The following is a 17,606-nucleotide window of genomic DNA, read 5'->3' on the forward strand; positions in this document are numbered from 1 at the left end:
CGCGCCTTCCGATCATCAGGCCGGACAGAAACCCTTCACCACAAAGGGCAGGCTCTCCCCGTCGGGATCGGTCAGGGTCAGACAGGTCCCGAGCTGGATGGCCTGCGCTTCCAGCCGGTAGATCTTCTCGTCATCCGCCTCTCCCGGCTTGCAGGACAGCGCCCAGCCCTGCCGGGTGTGCAGCAGCGTGCCGTGCCGGTCCGGCTCATTGGGCCAGAAGCGCCGCGCCGTCGCCAGTTCGGGATTGACGCGATATTCCCGTTCATCGATCAGCCCGCCCGTGCTGAGCGGCAGGCGCAGCACATAGCTTCGCGCCGCCGATCCGTTGGGAAAACCCGCCGTCCGGGCAAGTTCGAGGCGTATGGTGGTCCAACTCATGGGAATGGCATCGGATTCCGCAGCGAAAAGAGATATAAGGATTATTCCTGATGGCGACCGCGCCACGGCAGCCCTAGCCAGATGGAAGATACGCTTGCCGGGAGACAGACGATGAAATCGGTCCTGCTGCACATTCATGAAGATCTTGGCGCGGAAAGCCGCCTCCAGGCGGCCTGCGATCTCGCCCGCGCATCCAATGCGCATATTCACTGCGTGCAGGTGACGGCCATGCCCAATTTCGTCGCGGCCGACATGTATGGCGGCGCCTCCATGGCCCCGGCGATGATGGCGGAACTGTACGACATCGACGAAAAGGCGCGAATGCGCGTGGAGGATCGGCTCCGGCGCGAGGATGTAAGCTGGGACTGGCGCCATGTAGAGGGCGATGTCGTCCATGGCCTGCTGTCCGCCGCAACGCTGACCGACGGCATCATCGTCACCCTGCCATCGGGACCGCGCCGGGAATATGCCGACCCGCTGCACCTGGCGGCCGATCTGGCGCTCGCCGGAAGGGTTCCGGTGATCGCCGTGCCGCAGGAGGCGAAAAGCTTTCCCGTCACGGGTCGCGCGCTGATAGCATGGGACGGTTCGCAGGAGGCCTCCACCGCGCTGCGCCTCTCCGTCCCGCTGCTGAAACTGGCGGAGGAAGTGCATGTCGTTACGGTCGAGGAAGCCGGCAAATATCCCTTCCCGGCCACAGACGCGCCCGAATATCTGGCGCGCCACGGCATCAAATGCCAATTGCACACATGGCCGCAGGACGGCCGCACCATAGAGGCGTCGTTGAAGGCGGCCCTCGGCGTGCTGAAGCCTGAATGGATGGTGATGGGCGCCTTCGGTCACAGCCGGTTGCGCGAGATGGTGTTTGGCGGCGTCACCCGCGCCATGCTGCGCGAAGTCCATGTTCCGCTCTTGCTGGCGCATTGAATGCGCGGCATGGTGGGCGCATGGCGGTAGCGGACGATGAAACCGATGGCCTGACCCAGCGCGAGCACAGCCTCGAACAGGCGCTGCTCGGCTCCATATTGGCGACGGTGCCCGATGCGCTGATCGTCATCGACGTGCGCGGGCAGATCGTGTCGTTCAGCGCGGCGGCGCAACGCATGTTCCAATATGCCGAAAGCGACGTTCTGGGCGAGAATATCTCGATGCTCATGCCCTCCCCCGACCGGGAGAGGCATGACGGCTATATCGACCATTATCTGAAAACGGGGGAAAGGCGGATCATCGGCATCGGCCGGCTGACGAGCGCGCGGCGCCGGGACGGCTCGACCTTTCCCATCGAACTGTCCGTGGGAGAGGTCCAGGATGAGGGGCGACCGCTGTTCACCGGCTTCATCCGCGACCTCACCGAAAGCCAGCAGGCCGAGCGGCGGGTGGCGGACCTGCAGGCGGAACTGGCCCATGCCTCCCGCGTGACGGCGATGGGCACCCTGGCGTCGGCGCTGGCGCATGAACTCAACCAGCCGCTGACCGCGATCGCCAATTATCTGGAGGCGGGACGCGACATGCTCGACGCCGACGGGCCTGTGGACCGGGAATTGCTGCGTGAGGCTATGGCCGAAAGCGCCAGCCAGGCCCTGCGCGCCGGAGAAATCATCCGGTCGCTGCGCGAATTCATCCGGCGCGGCGAAACCATCCGCCAGCCCGAAGCGCTGCGCGGGCTGCTGGCGGAGGGGGCGGCACTGGCCTTCATCGGCGTCGACAGCCGGGGCCTGGACATGGATATCAGCGTCGACCCGCGCGTCGACAAGGTGCTGGTCAACCGGGTGCAATTGCAGCAGGTCATCATCAACCTCACGAAGAACGCGGTGGAGGCGATGGCCGGCAGCCCTGCGCGCATCCTGCGCCTCTCCGCCATCCCGGCCCCTTCCCCGACCGATGCCGGCCGGGTCGAAGTGATCGTCGCCGACAGCGGACCGGGACTGGCGCCGGAAATGTCGCGCACGCTCTTCACCCCCTTCACCACCACCAAGGCGTCCGGCATGGGCGTCGGCCTTTCGATCAGCCAGACCATTGTCGAGGGCCATGGTGGCCGGATCTGGGCCGAACCGTCGCAATGGGGCGGCACGGCCTTTCACTTCACCCTGGACGCAGCGGACTAGAGCATGAACGAAGCATTCCCGATCTATGTGGTGGACGATGACGAGGCGATCCGACGGTCACTGTCCTTCATGCTGAGGACGAGCGGCTTCGCCGTGAAGCTGTTCGAAGGGGGCTCGCACTTTCTGAAGGAGGCCGCCGCGCTGGAGCCGGGGTGCGTGCTGCTGGACGTGCGGATGCCGGATATTGACGGGCTGGCGGTGCAGCGCGAATTGCGGGCGCGGGGAATCATGCTGCCCGTGGTGATCATGACCGGTCATGGCGACGTCGACATGGCGGTGACGGCGATGAAGGCGGGCGCCAGCGACTTCATCGAAAAACCGTTCGAGAAGGCAGCGCTGCTGGCCTGCGTCGATGCGGCGCGCCGGACGGCCGTGGCGGACCGCGGCGCAAGCGCAAGGGCGGAAGATGCGCGGGCACGGCTCAACATCCTGACCGATCGCGAGCGCGAGGTGCTGGACGGGCTGGTCGAAGGGCTGCCGAACAAGACCATCGCTTATGATCTGGGCATCAGCCCGCGCACGGTGGAAATCCACCGCGCCAACCTGATGCAGAAGCTGGAGGTGAAGAGCCTGGCCGAAGCATTGAGGATCGCCTTCCATGCCGCCGCGGAGAAGGACGAGGCATAATCCGGTTGCGGATTGTCCGTCGCCTGCGCGACCGAGGGCACTCAACCCAGCAATATCGCCCAGCCCAACAGGATACAGCCCGCGCCCGCCAGGATCGACATCGCGCGACCCCATGGCAACAGCTTCTCCAGCGCGACCAGCAGCGTCAGCACGGCTATCCAGGCCAGATTCATGATTCCGCCGACAAACAGCAGCGCCATCAGCATCCAGCAGCATCCCACGCACCAGGCGCCATGACGCGCACCCAGGCGCAGCGCGCCGGTCCATCCCGGCCGATAGTGGCGGCTGAGGAATATCGCGGGATTGCGGCACTCGCGCAGGCAGGCGTCCTTCCATGGGCTGATCTGATAGACGCCAGCCGCGATCAGCAGAGCGGCGGCTAGCGAAGGGCTGGACGTCGCCATCGCCATGGAGGACAGCAGCGCCGCCGTGGCCAGACGCCATTGCGCCAGAGTGGCGACCAGGGAGAAGAAGCCCCAGATCAACAGATAGCCCAGGGTGAAACTTTCCGTGGCGGGCCGTGCCGCGGCGGGCACCGCGCGGGCATAGAGCAGGATCATGGGCGCGGCGGAAGGCAGCATCATCGCAACCATCATCACCCACCACATGGCGAAGGTCACGAGGAACTGCGCCGCCGTCCATGGCATATCGCCGGGCATCATCATTGCCAGCATGGGGTCTTCCGCCAGTCCAGCCGGAAGCCATGACGCGCCGGGGGCCATGCCCATGCCCGCACCCGAAAGCAGCCAGCCCCAGGCCAGCACGATCATCACCGCCAGGGCGGCAAGGGAAATCAGGTGATGCCGGGCGAGCACCGTACGGAATGCCGACACCGTCAGCCCCTGACCACGCCGTGACTGTCGAGGTGCAGATAGGCGAACTGTCCGTAGCTCGCCGCATGGTCCAGCCGCATTGGCGCAATGGCGCGGCTGGTCCCGGAGCCGACCTCCGCCACTTCATATTCGAAGCCGTCGGGCAATTGAATCCGCGCCCGGATTTCCGATCCGTCCACCGGGCTGCGGATCGGTTCGCCGTCCATCTCCAGATGGCCCGGAATCCGCAGGCGGCCCTTGCGTCCTTCCACATCGACCTCGAAGTCGACGGGGACGAAATTGGGTTCATGCATGGTCGTGATGGTGGAGGCGAAGACGGCGAAGACCGTCGCCATCGGTGCGGTGTCGCCGCCGGTCATGATCGTCAGCAGGGCATCGCGCTGCGCCTGCGTCGCCCGTTCATCGACGAAGGCGGCGCATTCGCCCTGGCCTTCATGGATCGGCCCAGGCCAGCGGAAGACGGCAGCGATGTTCAGGCCGGCCAGGTCGATATTGCCATGCCGGCCCTCATCGATGGCGAAGCCGAAGGCGGCCTGGCAATGCCCCTTGTCCGGCAGGCCGCCGAACTGACAGTTGCAGCCATATTCGCAGTTGCAATTGGCGAACTCGCGCCCCCTGAGCATCCAGTAGACCATGGTCCGACTCCCTCACAGCCCGCAACGATCATAGCAGATTCACGCGGCCGCGTCGCGTTTTCGGCGGAAGGGATAGAGGAATTGCGCGCGATAGCCCTGGGGCACCTGTTCGGGCACGCCATAGCCCGTCGGCCATGCGCCGTCAGGCAGATGATGGGTGCCGAACAAACGGTCGAGAAAGGGGAAGTGGATCGCGAAATTCTTGTCGACCGCAACCTCCTCTATCGCGTGGTGCCAATGGTGGAAGCGCGGGGTCGCGACGATCGCGCCCAGGCGATTGAAATCACCGCGCAGATTGGCGTGGAGGAGCGAGGAGTAGATATAGACGAAACCGATATAGGCCTGCATCACCAATGGCGAAAAACCGAAGGTAAGCAGCGGCAAGGACGTCACGCCGCGCAGCGCAATGATCTCGAAGAAATGCATGCGCGCACCCGCCAGCCAGTCCATGGATTTCGCCGAATGATGGACGGCGTGGAAACCCCAGAGGAAGGGGACGCGGTGGAAGGCGCGATGAAACCAATATTGGACGAAATCGGTCAGCAGCACCACTTCCAGGAACTGCAACGGCCAGGGCTGGCTGGCGATCATGCCGCGTATGCCTGCCAGGCCGGCCGTGTTGGCGTTGATAAGGCCGGATGGCGCCAGCGCAAGGAAGGTGATGAGCTGCACCATCATCGAACTGATCAGATAATAGAACAGGTCCTCCCGCCATTCCTGGCGAAACAGGCGCTGCTGGGCCCTGTGCGGAAAGAGGCGCTCGATCGGGGCGAACATCAGCCCGGTCGCCACCATGTTGACGGCGAAGAAATCCAGCCCGAAGAACACGCCCCAATCATGGGTCTCCTGCGGCTGGACTTCCGCCCCTCCCAACAGGGTGGCGAACAGCGCGGCAAGGAGCGCGGTCGCGCCGATGGCTTTGCGTGTACGCAAAAGCAGGCTGAGCAACGCCAGCGCATAGCCGCCGATCAAAAGCGCGTGGACCAGAGGACGCAGCCCGCCCCACGCATGCAGCGCCGCCAGTTCGGGCGTCGAAAACCAGTCTGGCCAGCGTAGCGCCATGACCATGCAAAGCCCGGTGAGGCTGAGCAGCAGCGCGAAGAAGCCCGAGAACCAACCGCTGCCAAGGCGCCGCACCGCGAGCGGCGATTGCAGGTCGCGTTCCAGGCTGTCGAACCAGTTTGCCACGATATGTCCCCTCTTGTCGCCCACCCGCCCATAGGGAGCGCCCACCGATATGTTAGAGCCTTGCCCCCGCCGCCCTCAAGCTTTCCTTGACCCGCGCCGTGGCCATTTCGAGGGGGGCAGTCTCACCCAACAGGGCAAAGCTGCCGTTGAGGGCGAAGGTGCAATGGCCGTGCACCGTGGCCACCAGCGATCGCGCGAGCCGCGGCGCGCCATCCCTGGCGCTCGGCGGCAGGACGGCGGCGACTTCGCGCACGACGACTTCCGTCAGCCCCGCCCGCTGCCGCGCATAATCCTCCGGCATGGCGACGCCAGGCGGCAGGCGATGGTCGTAGATCGCCATCCAGATATTCGTGTTTTCCGAGGCGAACTGGAAATAGCCCTCCACCAGCGCCGCGATCCGGTCCTGCGGCTGGCCGGCAAGGCGCTTTTCCAGGAAGGCGGCCCATTGGTCGAACGTGCGCGTATTGATGGCGACGACCAACCGGTCATAGCTGCCAAAGACGTTGTAGAGCGTGCCCACCGAATAGCCGATGCGCTTGGCCACCTCTCGGGAGGAAAATCGGGCGAAACCGGCTTCCGCCATGTGCCGGTGGCCTTCTTCAAGGATGAGCGCCTCCAGTTCCTCGCGGCTATGATCGGATCGTCTGCCCATGCGAACAACGGATAAGAGAACAATTAGACGCTGTCTAATTATTTTATTGAACAGTGTTGAATTTTTGGGTAGCCCTCATGCCATTGGCGGGGTTTGCAGGGATTCGACTCATGCTCGTGACACTGGTTCTGCTGGTTTTCGGAATAGTGCTGTTCGACATGCGCGGACGGTTGAAGGCAACCGAGAAAAGGCTGGCACTATTGGAAGAGGTTATGGGAAATGCCTCTTCCCCCATGCGCCACGACCATCCCCGCGAGGATGAGGATGACGAGCCCGCGCAAGGGACGTCCGCACCCGCCCGCGTGGTGGAGCGGGATATCACGCCTCCTGCGCCAGCGGTCATATTGAGCCGTCGTTCCGGCGAAGACGGAACGCCCTCCACCCAAGCCGCCACCACGGATGCGATCGAGGAGACGGGTTCTCTCGCCCCGGAACATGATCGGATCGAAGCGCAAGCCATCGCCCCTGAACGCGCCCGGCCTGCCCGCGCCACCTTCAGTTTCGAGGAACTGTTCGGCCGCCAACTGCCGATATGGGCGGGCGGAGTGACGCTTGCCGTCGCGGGCGTGCTGCTCGTCAAATATTCCATCGATGCGGGATTGCTCTCACCGCTGGTGCGCGTGCTGTTGGGACTGTTGTTCGGCGGAGCGCTGATCGGCGGGGCCGAGGCAGCGTTGCGGCTGGAGGAACAGGTGCGCGACGCCCGGGTGCGGCAGGCGCTGGGGGGCGCAGGGCTGGCGACACTCTACGCAGCGATCCTGGCGGCGCACATGCTGTACGGTTTGGTGGGGCCAGGCGTCGCCTTTGCGGGGCTGGCGGGCGTCACCGGGCTGGCCATGGCGCTGTCGCTGCGCTTCGGCGCACCCAGCGCGCTTCTGGGATTGGTCGGCGGACTGGCGGCGCCCGCTTTGGTCAAGGCGGGACAACCCAATATACCGTTGCTGAGCTGCTATCTCGCCCTGGCGGTAGGCGGTCTTTGCATGCTGTCGCGCACCCAGCGCTGGATGTGGTTGGGCATAAGTGCGCTGGTGGGCGGAGCCGGCTGGGGCGTTGTCATGCTGGCCATGGGCGCGCTGGATTGGGCATCATCGCTGTCGATCGGCTTGCTGGTGCTGATGCTGGGCGTGGCTTTGCCCGTCCTCGCCTTTCCCGGAACGCGGGCGGCGCTGCTGCGCACGGGCGCGGCATTGGCTGCGGCGGCGCAGATGGCGGCGCTGGTTGCGACGGGCGGCTTCGGCCTGTTGCAATGGGGACTGTTCGGACTCTTGTCGATCGCCCTGGTCTGGCTGGGACGGGAGGCGGCATTGCGGCCGCTGGCGGCGGTCGGGGCGAGCGTCGGGCTGCTTCTGACAGCGGTGTGGCCGGCGCCGGAAACAGGGCATTTCGCATTGGTGATGCTGGGCTTGACGGCGATTTACGGCGGTACGGCCCTGCTTCGGGTCTGGCGCAGTGGGCTTGTCGAGGCAGGGCAGATCGCAGGGTTGGCGCTGGGCGGCTTTGCCGTGGCGCTGGGACAGCTCTGGCGGGCCGGGCTGGATGGGGAATTTGCCCTGCTTGCGCTGGCCGCGGCCGGATTGCCGGGCGTGGCCATGGCAATGGGCTGGCGTTGCGAAACGCGACACAGGGACGCGCGCTTCGTAACGCTGGCGAGCGCGGCAGCGTTGCTGCTGGCTGTGGCGGGCGGACTGGGACTGCCGCAATGGATGCTGTCGATCGTGATCGCGGCCCTTGCCGTTGGCCTGCTGGCGCTGGCGGAGCTGGCGAAGGATAGACGGGTCGAATGGAGCGGCTGGAGCTTCGCCTTTATCGCCCTGGTGGTTCTGGCCGGATCAGACGAGGTCGCCAGGCTGTGGGGCGATGGGGCGGATGTTCCGGGCTGGCAGGGCGTCCTCCGCTGGACGGCGGGCGCGGCGATGGCGACTCTCTTCGCCTGGCGCGCACGCTTTGCCGAGGGACGGATGGTGGCGCAGGGCGTGGCGGTGCTGCTCGCCTATGGGACGGTCGCGCAAGCCGTGCCGGCGCTCTGGCTGCCGGTGGCAGCTGCCCTTGGACTGGCTGTGTTGGCGCAAGGGGTGCGCAAGCTGTCGCTCCGGTCGACCATGCCCGCCCTGGGAGTCGCCTTGACGGTGGTGATGCTTTGGGCCGGCTGGCCTCTGGCCCTGTGGCTCGGCCGGGCTTTGCTGTCACTGGTGGGCGAACCCGTGCTGGTGAGCGATCTGCCTCCGATTGGCGAGGCGATGCGGCGGCTCGCCCTGCCTGCTGCGGCGACGGGATTTGCCCTATGGCGGAACGGTTCGATCATGGGTCCGATCGGGCAGCGGATCGGCTGTGCCGTCGTGGGAGCGCTGGGCGGCATTGCGGCGCATATCGCGTTCAAGCAGATCTTCGGCCTGGCGAGCCTTGGGGACGTGACGCGCCTCGCCCTCGCGGAGCGGACAGTTTGGGAGGGGATACTCATCATATCGGGGTTCGTCGCATGGCGAGGTGGGATCGCCCTGCCGCATTCCATGCCACCAAAGAACGACACGCGCCTTTCTGCGGCGCGGGCCAATGGGACGATTTCAGGGCGATTGGTAGGGACTATCCTCGTCGGCGCGGGATTGGGCCACTTGCTGGTTTATTCGCTGCTGCTGCACAATCCCCTCTGGTTTCCGCAGGTGGTGGGAAGCTGGCCCTTGTTCAATCTGCTGCCTGTCCTGCTGGCCCTTGCCTTCGTGGCGCTCGAGGTCGCCGACGACTGGTCGCCGCGCGTTGCGGATGGGGTCCGCATGGGTTTGATCTCGCTGGTCGGCCTGGCGATGCTGCGGCAGCTTTTCGTCGGGCCTCTGCTGACCGTGCCGGGAGTCAGCGCGACGGAGGATATTCTCCGGTCGGTGCTCGCCCTGGCGCTGGCGATCGGCTTCCTGCTCTGGGGCATCCGCAGGCAGGCGCGAGACTGGCGGATCGCTTCGCTGCTGCTGATGCTGCTTGCCGTGGCCAAGGTGTTCCTGTTCGATGCTTCGGGATTGACGGGGCTGCTGCGGATCGCATCGTTCCTGGCCCTTGGCTTCAGCCTGATCGGCATAGGGTGGCTCTATAATCGCCTGTTGCGCGAGCCGGTTAACAACTCCGCGACTATTGCTGCATAATGCGTGAAGGACGGGGGTAAGAAAATGTCCGCACCTGATCTGTCATTGCTGGGTAAGCGCCGTTTCGCGCCATTGTTCGTGGTTCAGTTCCTGGGCGCCTTCAACGATAATCTGTTGAAGTTCGCGCTGTTGTTCCTCGCCAATTTCGGCCTGTACCGGGCCGAGCCGGACAAGGCGGAGATGCTGGCGACCATCGCCACGGGCCTGTTCATCCTGCCCTATTTCCTCTTTTCCGCGCTGGCCGGCCAATTGGCCGACGCCTGGGACAAGGCGAAACTGGTGCGAGCGGTGAAGGCGGCGGAAATCATCATCATGACCCTCGCCGTCACGGGCTTCTGGCTGGAATCGGTGCCCCTGCTGCTGTCCTGCCTGTTCCTGATGGGACTGCATTCGACCATCTTCGGGCCCGTCAAATTCTCCATCCTGCCACAGCATCTGCATACCGATGAGATCATGGGCGGCACCGGCCTGATCGAGGCGGGAACATTCCTCGCGATATTGAGCGGACAGTTGCTGGCCGGCGTGATCCCGCCCTGGGAAGCGGGATTGGTGGCGGTGGGGCTGGCGACGCTGGGCTTCCTGGCCAGCCTTGCGATTCCCTCGGCGCCGACCGTGGTGCCTGGCCTGCGGATCGAGCGGAACATCTTCAAGAGCACCTGGCATATATTGAAGGCGGCGCGGCACGGGCGCGGCGTGTGGCTGTCGATCCTGGGCATCAGCTGGTTCTTCGCCGTGGGCGCGGTGTTGCTAGCCGAGTTCGCTCCGCTGGTGAGCGGCGTGCTGAAGGCGAAGCAGGAGGTCGCGACCTTTTTCCTGCTGATCTTCTCGATCAGCGTGGCGCTGGGGTCGATGCTGGTGAACCGGCTGCTCGGCGGGCAGGTGTCTGCGCGCTTCGTGCCGGTGTCCGCGCTGACGCTGGCCGGATTCATGATCGACCTGTGGCTGTCGACCAGTTCCTATGCGCCCGCGCATTCGGGCGCGGGCATCACGCAATTCGTGGCATCGCCGGGAAGCTGGCGGATCATGGCCGACCTCACCGGCATCGCCTTTTCAGGCGGCATGTTCATCGTGCCGCTCTATGCGATCCTTCAGACGCATAGCCCGCGCGAGGAACGATCGCGCACCATTGCGGCCAACAATATCGTCAATGCGGCGGTCACGGTGGCGGTCGTCACGGCGGTGACGGCGATGCTGGCGCGGGGCGAGAGCGTGCCCGGCGTGATCGGGGTGATGGGCTTTGCAACCCTGGCAGTGGCGCTGATCAGCTGCTGGCTGCTGCCGGAAACGGTGATCAAGGCCATGGTGCGCGGGATGCTGCGGCTATGCTACCGGGTGCAGGTGCTGGGAGCCGAGAATATGCCCGGCGCGGGCGAACCGGCCGTCGTCGTGGTCAACCATGTGTCCTTCCTCGACGGCCTGCTGCTGGCAGCCTTCCTGCCGGGCAAGCCGACCTTCGCGGTGCATACGCGGATTGCCAGGGCGTGGTGGGTAAAGCCGTTCCTCTCGCTGTTCGACGCCTTTCCAGTCGATCCGACCAATCCGCTGTCGGCCAAGGCGATGGTGAAGGCGGTGCGCGAAGGACGGACGCTGGTGATCTTTCCGGAAGGAAGGATCACCGTCACCGGCGCCTTGATGAAAGTATTCGACGGCCCCGGCATGGTCGCGGACAAGGCGGATGCGCCGATCATTCCAGTGCGGATCGACGGCGCGCAATTCACGCCCTTCTCGCGCCTCAGAGGCAAGGTCCGGCTGCGGCGCTTTCCCAGGATCACTCTTACCGTCCTGCCGCCGCGCCGCTTCGCCATAGAGGGCGAAATGACGGCGCGGGCACGGCGCGCGATCGCCGGTCGGCGGCTCTATGACGAGATGAGCCAGATGATGTTCGCGACGTCCGACACGGACAGGACCTTGTTCGAAGCGCTGCTGGAGGCGAGCCACGTGCATGGGCGCGGATCCCCCATCGTCGAGGATGTGAAGCGCGATCCGCTGACCTACGGGCGGCTCATGACCGGATCGCTGGTGTTGGGCCGTATCCTGGCACGATCGACGCGACAGGGCGAGGCGGTCGGCGTGCTGTTGCCCAATGTGGCGGGGGTAGCCGTGGCCTTCTTCGCCTTGCAGGCCGGCGGACGGGTGCCGGCGATGCTGAACTTCACCGCCGGGCTGGCCAATCTGAAAGCCGCCTGCATGGCGGCCGGCATTCGGACGGTGGTGACGGCACGAACATTTGTCGAGCAGGGCAAGCTGGGCGACATCGTCGCGGGGCTGGAGGCCGAAGGGATCACCTTCCTCTGGCTGGAGGATGTGGCGGCAGGCATCGGCCCCGGCGCAAAGCTGCGCGGCCTGATCGCCAGCCGTTTCGCCGGGCGGGCGCACAGGCGGCTCAAGGTTTCGCCGGACGATGCGGCGGTGATCCTCTTCACCAGCGGATCGGAGGGCCTGCCCAAGGGCGTCGTGCTGACGCATCGCAATCTTTTGTCCAACTGCCGGCAATTGGCGGCCAGGATCGACTTCAACTCCGCCGATGTGGTGTTGAATGCCCTGCCGGTGTTCCACAGTTTCGGCCTGACCGGGGGCACTTTGCTGCCGATCTTCCACGGGGTTAAGACGCTGCTTTATCCCAGCCCGCTGCATTACCGGATCGTCCCGGCGCTCGCCTATGACGCCAATGCGACCATCCTGTTCGGCACTGACACCTTCCTGTCGGGCTATGCGCGAATGGCGCATGGCTATGACTTCTATTCGCTGCGCTACATCTTTGCCGGCGCCGAACGGGTGCGGGACGAGACGCGCAAAATCTATGCCGAGAAATTCGGATTGCGCATCCTGGAGGGCTATGGCGCGACGGAGGCGGGGCCGGTGATCGCCGTCAACACGCCGATGCATTTCCGCGCCGGGTCTGTCGGCCGGCTGCTGCCGGGGATCGAAGCGCAGCTGGACGATGTGCCGGGGATCGAGGAAGGCGGCCGGCTTTCGATCCGGGGGCCGAACATCATGGCGGGCTATATGAAGGCGGATGCGCCGGGCGTGCTGCAACCGCCGGAGGAGGGCTGGCACGATACCGGCGACATCGTGACCATCGACGACCAGGGATTCGTGACGATCCGGGGACGGGCGAAGCGCTTTGCCAAGATCGGGGGCGAGATGATCTCCCTGCCTGCTGTGGAGGGCTATGCCTCGGCCATATGGCCGGACGCGGATCATGCGGTGGTGACGCGGCCCGATGCGCGCAAGGGGGAGCAACTGGTGCTGTTCACCACTGCGCAGGACGCGAAGGCGGCGGCATTGCAGGCGTGGGGCAAGGCGAATGGTGTGGCGGAGCTGGCGTTGCCGCGCGATATCAGGGTGCTGGACGCGCTGCCACTGCTCGGAACCGGGAAGACGGACTATGCATCCATGACGCAGATGGCGGCCGGGTAGGAAGAGATCCATCCCTGTCGACGACGCGTGGGGAGAAATCGGGTGGTGGAACGGCCTTCGCGATTGATGCGGCGCCTGCTGGTCGGGAAGGTGCGGGGCGTGTTTCACGACAGCGCGGCGGGTCAGGCCCCGGTAGTCGCGTCGGACCAGGCGCTCTATCCCCCGGGCGCTGTGATCCGGCGGGTGCATGGCGATGTCACCAGCATGATGATCGGCGGCGTCAGCGCATTGCTGCTCCAGATGCTGCATCCCGCGGCGCTCGCGGGCATATGGGACCACAGCCGGTTTCGCGATGACATGCTGGGCCGATTGAGGCGGACGGCGCGCTTCATTGCCGTGACCACCTATGCCGAACGGGCGGAAGCGGAGGCAGAGATCGCGCGGGTGTGCAGGATGCATGAGCATGTGCGCGGAACGCTCCCCGACGGGACGGCTTATGCCGCAGGCGATCCGTGGCTGCTTGCCTGGGTGCATGTTTGCGAGGCGACGAGCTTTCTCGACGCTTGGATGGCCTATGGCGAACCGTTCATGCCGCTGGCGGAACAGGATCGCTATTTCGCGGAGGCCGCGCTCGTGGCGCGGGCTTTGGGCGCCGATCCGGTGCCAGAGAGCCGGGCGGAGGCCAGAGCATTGATGACGCGCTTCCGCAGCGAACTTGCCGTGACGCCGCGCACGCGGGAGGTGGCCCGGATCGTGCTGCGGCAGCCGGCACCCTCCCTGGGGTTGATGCCGGCGCAGGCGATGATGATGCAGGCGGCCGTGACGCTGCTCCCCGGATGGGCGAGGCGGATGCATGGTTTTTCCATGCCTGCTCTTGCACGGCCGCTGGTTCGGGCCAGCGCTTTCGCTCTGGCGGGGACGATGCGATGGGCGTTCAAAGCGGAGAGGTAACGTTTCAGATTTTCGCGCCTGGTGATCAAGATATTTCATTTTGAAGGAATAATGGCGACAAACTGAAACCCGTTTTCTCTTCGAAGCTGCGATAAGATGCGCATGGCATATGTGATGGACCGCTCCGCAGACCTTCTGCACCGGACAATCCAGGGTTGTGGCCAGGGTTGTGGCCAGGGTTGTGGCCAGGATTATGCAGGGGCTGAAATAGCATGTTGATGCAGGAATCGGTGGCGGACCGCGAAATTTTCAGCCGTCTGGCGATCCAGCCTCCTGACGCGCTGCTGGGCCTGATCGGCCTGTATCGCGCGGACAGGCGGCCGGGGAAGATTGATCTGGGCGTCGGCGTGTTCCGGGATGATGCCGGTCGGACGCCGGTAATGCGTGCGGTGAAGGCGGGTGAGGCGAAGCTGCTGCGGGACCAGGAGAGTAAATCCTATCTGGGCGCCGAGGGTGACATCCGCTTTGTCGAATTGCTCGCGGAGGTGGCTTTCGGAGCCGGCGCGGATCGGCCGGTCGGGATCCAGACGCCCGGCGGCACCGGGGCTTTGCGGCTGGGCGCGGAACTGATCGCGCGCAGCAGACCCGACGCGACGGTATGGATCGGGACGCCGACCTGGCCCAATCATGCGCCGATCTTTCGGGAGGCGGGGATGATGACCCGCACGCACCGTTTCTACGACGTGGCGAGCGCCGCGATCGATTTCGACGGCATGATAGAGGATCTGCGCGAAGCCAAGGCGGGCGACGTGCTGTTGCTGCACGGCTGCTGCCATAACCCGACCGGAGCGGACCTCAACAGCGCGCAATGGCAGGAAATTGGCCTGCTTTGCGCGCGCCGGGCGCTGGTGCCGTTCATCGACCTCGCCTATCAGGGACTGGGCGATGCGCTGGAGGCCGATGCGGCGGGAATGCGCGGCCTGCTCGACATGTTGCCGGAGGCGCTGGTCGCCTATAGCTGCGACAAGAATTTCGGGCTGTATCGGGAGCGTGTAGGCGCGCTGTGGGTGCAATCCGGTGCGGCGGAACTGGTGCGCAGCAACATGCTGGCGCTGGCGCGGTCGCTCTGGTCGATGCCGCCGGATCATGGCGCGGCGGTGACGAGACTGGTGCTGGAGGATGACGCGCTGCGCGCCGATTGGGTGTCGGAACTCGATGCAATGCGGGCGCGCATCAACGAACTGCGCTCGGTGCTGGCGGCAAGTCATCCCCGGTTGGCGGCCATAGGCGATCAGCGTGGCATGTTTGCGCTATTGCCCCTGACGCCAGAGGCCGTTGATGCACTGCGCCGTGACCATGGCATCTACATGGCCGGCAATGGACGTATCAATATTGCCGGCCTCACGCTGGAAACCGTTCCTGCTTTCGTTGCGGCCCTTGCATCCTATCTGTAATCGACGGCCAGAGCGGATCGAGGAGTTCGTCAGTCGATAGCAGTTGAGGATATAGTTTAGCCCGTTTTGGACTTAATATATCCCCATCGGCTACCTCTTGCGTGATCCAAGCCCGCAAAACGCTGATTTGCAATCCGCCGACCGCATATCCCCGCGCCAATATTTTTCACCGTAACGGTTGCTTCTTTCATGCCCTGACAACAGCACCAGGGCTATGAATTTTCCAGTTGAAGCGTTTTGCGTTCACGCAAGGTGCTGCTGGGGGAAAGCAATGCGTCTGGGTTCCAAGGCCAAGCTGACGATCGCCGTCGGGCTGACTGCCGCTGCGGCTTTTCTGGCGCTGGGCGTTCGGGAATTGCGCAATAGCTCCGCCGCAGCGGCGCAGGGTCCGGCCGCGCCCATCAGGGCGGCTGCGCCTGTCCTGATGGTGCAGGCGGCCCGCCCGATCCGGACCGGTGAAACGATCACGGCGGCGATGATCCGCAACGCGGCGGGCGATCCGGCGCGCTATCCCTATGCGGCGACATCGACTGAGGTGGTGGGCAAGGTCGCGACGCGGGACATAGGCTTGCATGCGCTGATCGCCCGCGATGCGGTCGGGATGGAGAGCAAGCTTGCCATCCGCGTACCGATGGGGATGCGCGCCGTCAGCATCGACACCACGGCGGAGATTGCCGTGGCCGGTCTGATCCGGCCTGGCGATCGGGTCGATGTGCAGGTCGTCTATCCCGGTGCCGACGCGATCAGCGGGGCGCGCGGATCGGGACGCAGCCGGGCGCAGGCCTTGCTCCAGATGGTGCAGATACTGGCCGTTGGCGAGGTGGTGGTGGGAACGCAGCAGTCATCGGGGGCCGATGGTGCCGAGGGCGCTCTCTCCTCCCCTCCCCCACCCGCGCGGACCGTGACGCTCGCCCTGACGCCGGAACAGGTGTCCCTCCTTTCGCTGGCGAAGAATACGGGGGCGCTGACGCTGTCGCTGCGCAATCCGGCGGACAGCGCGCAGGTCGCGGTTGCCGTGGCGGCTTCGAGGGGTCCCGATCCAACAGCGGTGCAGGCGCCCCCGCCCATAGTGGCTGCACCCGCGCCCCGCGCGACAGCGCGTCCGGCGCCTCACGCCATCGAACTCGTCATGGGCAACCGGCGCGAGACCATCTATTCCGGGAGCGCCGCCAAGTGAGGATTTTGGGCTGTTGCGGGTTGGCGGCGATCGCGCTGGGCCTGCCCATGCAGGGCGCCGCGCAGACGGCGTTGCAAGTGAAGGAGCAGCGCACCCTCTCCTACCCCCGCGCCATCGGGCGGGTCGAGGTCGACCGGGAGGGTGTCTTATCGATCACCGCGCCCTCTTCGCGCTCGCTGCGGCTCACGGCGATCGGCGAAGGCGCGGCGACCGTCAGCGTCTATGGCGGCGATGGCGGGTTGATGGCGCGGGAGCCGGTCAGCGTCACGCCCGATGCGGCGGCGAGTGCGCCGATTGTCCGGGCGGGCGAGCAGGTGGTGGCGGTGGACGTACAGTTCGCGGCCGTCTCTGCGACGACGCTCAAGGCGCTCGGCTTCAACTTCTCCAAGCTTTCAGGCGATATCCAGGGGGCTATCGTTTCGCCCAGCAGTCTGGGGAGCGCTTCGTTCAATCCCGATGGGCTGGCGCTGGAGGCGAGCGCGCCGATCCAGAACGCCTTCAACCTGTTCCTTTCGGCGCCCAATCGAGGGATCGGGGCGGTGTTGAGTGCCCTGTCCTCCAATGGACTGTCGCAACTATTGGCGCAGCCGACCTTGCTCGTACGCTCCGGCGAGCAGGCGAGTTTCCTGGCGGGCGGTGAATTTCCGGTGCCGGTTCCGCAGGTTTCGGGATCGGGCAATAGTTTGTCCATCCAGTATAAGGAATTTGGCGTGCGGTTGTCGGTGACGCCCTTCGTGTTGTCGAAGGACCATATCGTGCTGAAGATCGCGCCGGAAGTCAGCGAACTCGACTATAATAATGGCGTGCAGTTGCAGGGCTATGTCGTGCCGGGACTGCGGCGGCGGTCGGCCGAGACGACGGTCGAACTGGGCAGCGGGCAGAGCTTCGTGATCGCGGGGCTCAGCTATTCCAGCCAGACGGTGACGACGGAAAAGACGCCCTTCCTGGGCGATATCCCCGTGCTCGGGGCCTTCTTCAAGCGGCAACAGAACCAGAAGGAGAAGCAGGAGCTGATCATCGTCGCCACGCCCCGGCTGGTGGGGCCGGTGAAGCCGGAGGAGTTGCCGCCCCTGCCCGGCGCGGCAACAGCAGGGATCGACCCCGGCATAGGCGACATGATCCTGGCGACGGACGGGCTGGACCAGACCAATATGCCCTTCGGCGTCGTGAGGCGCTGA

At 65.3% G+C, this 17,606-nt stretch carries 14 protein-coding genes; 9 read left to right on the top strand and 5 right to left on the bottom strand.

Annotated features, from left to right (window positions below; genetic code table 11):
- Window positions 1–15: 15 nt before the first annotated feature.
- Entirely contained in the window at window positions 16–378 is a 363-nt protein-coding gene (locus tag MRBLSP13_RS03010; protein WP_133654858.1) for a hypothetical protein, read from the bottom strand.
- A 111-nt stretch (window positions 379–489) separates the two neighbouring features.
- Between MRBLSP13_RS03010 and MRBLSP13_RS03015 the strand changes: the two genes are divergently transcribed.
- The 3 genes from MRBLSP13_RS03015 to fixJ are packed head-to-tail and all read left to right on the top strand — an operon-like array spanning window position 490 to window position 3,110.
- Window positions 490–1,305: a universal stress protein gene (locus MRBLSP13_RS03015; protein ID WP_363752634.1), complete on the top strand. Its 816-nt coding sequence runs from the start codon at window positions 490–492 to the stop codon at window positions 1,303–1,305.
- Between the two features lie 20 nt (window positions 1,306–1,325).
- On the top strand, window positions 1,326–2,483 hold the full coding sequence (locus tag MRBLSP13_RS03020) for a sensor histidine kinase (RefSeq protein WP_363752636.1): 1,158 nt from the start codon (window positions 1,326–1,328) through the stop codon (window positions 2,481–2,483).
- Between the two features lie 3 nt (window positions 2,484–2,486).
- Window positions 2,487–3,110 (top strand): response regulator FixJ, encoded by a 624-nt coding sequence (fixJ, locus tag MRBLSP13_RS03025; protein ID WP_363736833.1) that lies wholly within the window; start codon window positions 2,487–2,489, stop codon window positions 3,108–3,110.
- Window positions 3,111–3,151: 41 nt separating this feature from the next.
- Here the strand turns inward: fixJ and MRBLSP13_RS03030 are convergent, their stop codons facing one another.
- From MRBLSP13_RS03030 to MRBLSP13_RS03045, 4 genes are read right to left on the bottom strand one after another with little or no spacing between them, the layout of a single operon-like run.
- Window positions 3,152–3,943, bottom strand: coding sequence for a DUF2182 domain-containing protein (locus MRBLSP13_RS03030; protein ID WP_363736832.1), 792 nt, complete (start codon window positions 3,941–3,943; stop codon window positions 3,152–3,154).
- A gap of 2 nt (window positions 3,944–3,945) precedes the next feature.
- Entirely contained in the window at window positions 3,946–4,578 is a 633-nt protein-coding gene (locus tag MRBLSP13_RS03035) for a DUF1326 domain-containing protein (RefSeq protein WP_363736831.1), read from the bottom strand.
- 39 nt (window positions 4,579–4,617) lie between these two features.
- The gene (locus MRBLSP13_RS03040) at window positions 4,618–5,766 is read right to left on the bottom strand and encodes a sterol desaturase family protein (RefSeq protein ID WP_363752639.1); all 1,149 of its coding nucleotides are present in this window, start codon (window positions 5,764–5,766) and stop codon (window positions 4,618–4,620) included.
- Window positions 5,767–5,818: 52 nt separating this feature from the next.
- Complete coding sequence (locus MRBLSP13_RS03045; protein ID WP_363736829.1) at window positions 5,819–6,418, bottom strand: TetR/AcrR family transcriptional regulator; 600 nt, start codon at window positions 6,416–6,418, stop codon at window positions 5,819–5,821.
- A 110-nt stretch (window positions 6,419–6,528) separates the two neighbouring features.
- On the opposite strand from MRBLSP13_RS03045, the gene MRBLSP13_RS03050 reads away from it, so the two are divergent.
- The 6 genes from MRBLSP13_RS03050 (at window position 6,529) to MRBLSP13_RS03075 (ending at window position 17,606) form a co-directional block, all read left to right on the top strand.
- Window positions 6,529–9,546 (top strand): DUF2339 domain-containing protein, encoded by a 3,018-nt coding sequence (locus tag MRBLSP13_RS03050; protein WP_363752642.1) that lies wholly within the window; start codon window positions 6,529–6,531, stop codon window positions 9,544–9,546.
- A 24-nt stretch (window positions 9,547–9,570) separates the two neighbouring features.
- Window positions 9,571–12,966, top strand: coding sequence for an acyl-[ACP]--phospholipid O-acyltransferase (locus MRBLSP13_RS03055; protein WP_363752644.1), 3,396 nt, complete (start codon window positions 9,571–9,573; stop codon window positions 12,964–12,966).
- Window positions 12,967–13,011: 45 nt separating this feature from the next.
- Window positions 13,012–13,857, top strand: a complete 846-nt coding sequence (locus tag MRBLSP13_RS03060; protein ID WP_363736823.1) for an oxygenase MpaB family protein — start codon at window positions 13,012–13,014, stop codon at window positions 13,855–13,857.
- Window positions 13,858–14,069: 212 nt separating this feature from the next.
- Window positions 14,070–15,251 (top strand): amino acid aminotransferase, encoded by a 1,182-nt coding sequence (locus MRBLSP13_RS03065; protein ID WP_363752646.1) that lies wholly within the window; start codon window positions 14,070–14,072, stop codon window positions 15,249–15,251.
- A 271-nt stretch (window positions 15,252–15,522) separates the two neighbouring features.
- Window positions 15,523–16,428 carry a Flp pilus assembly protein CpaB gene (gene cpaB, locus MRBLSP13_RS03070; protein WP_363736819.1) on the top strand — a complete coding sequence of 302 codons (906 nt, stop codon included), beginning with the start codon at window positions 15,523–15,525 and terminating at the stop codon, window positions 16,426–16,428.
- Window positions 16,429–16,448: 20 nt separating this feature from the next.
- Window positions 16,449–17,606, top strand: coding sequence for a type II and III secretion system protein family protein (locus tag MRBLSP13_RS03075; protein WP_363736903.1), 1,158 nt, complete (start codon window positions 16,449–16,451; stop codon window positions 17,604–17,606).

The sequence above is a fragment of the Sphingobium sp. LSP13-1-1.1 genome (assembly GCF_040676415.1).
Lineage (GTDB): Bacteria > Pseudomonadota > Alphaproteobacteria > Sphingomonadales > Sphingomonadaceae > Sphingobium.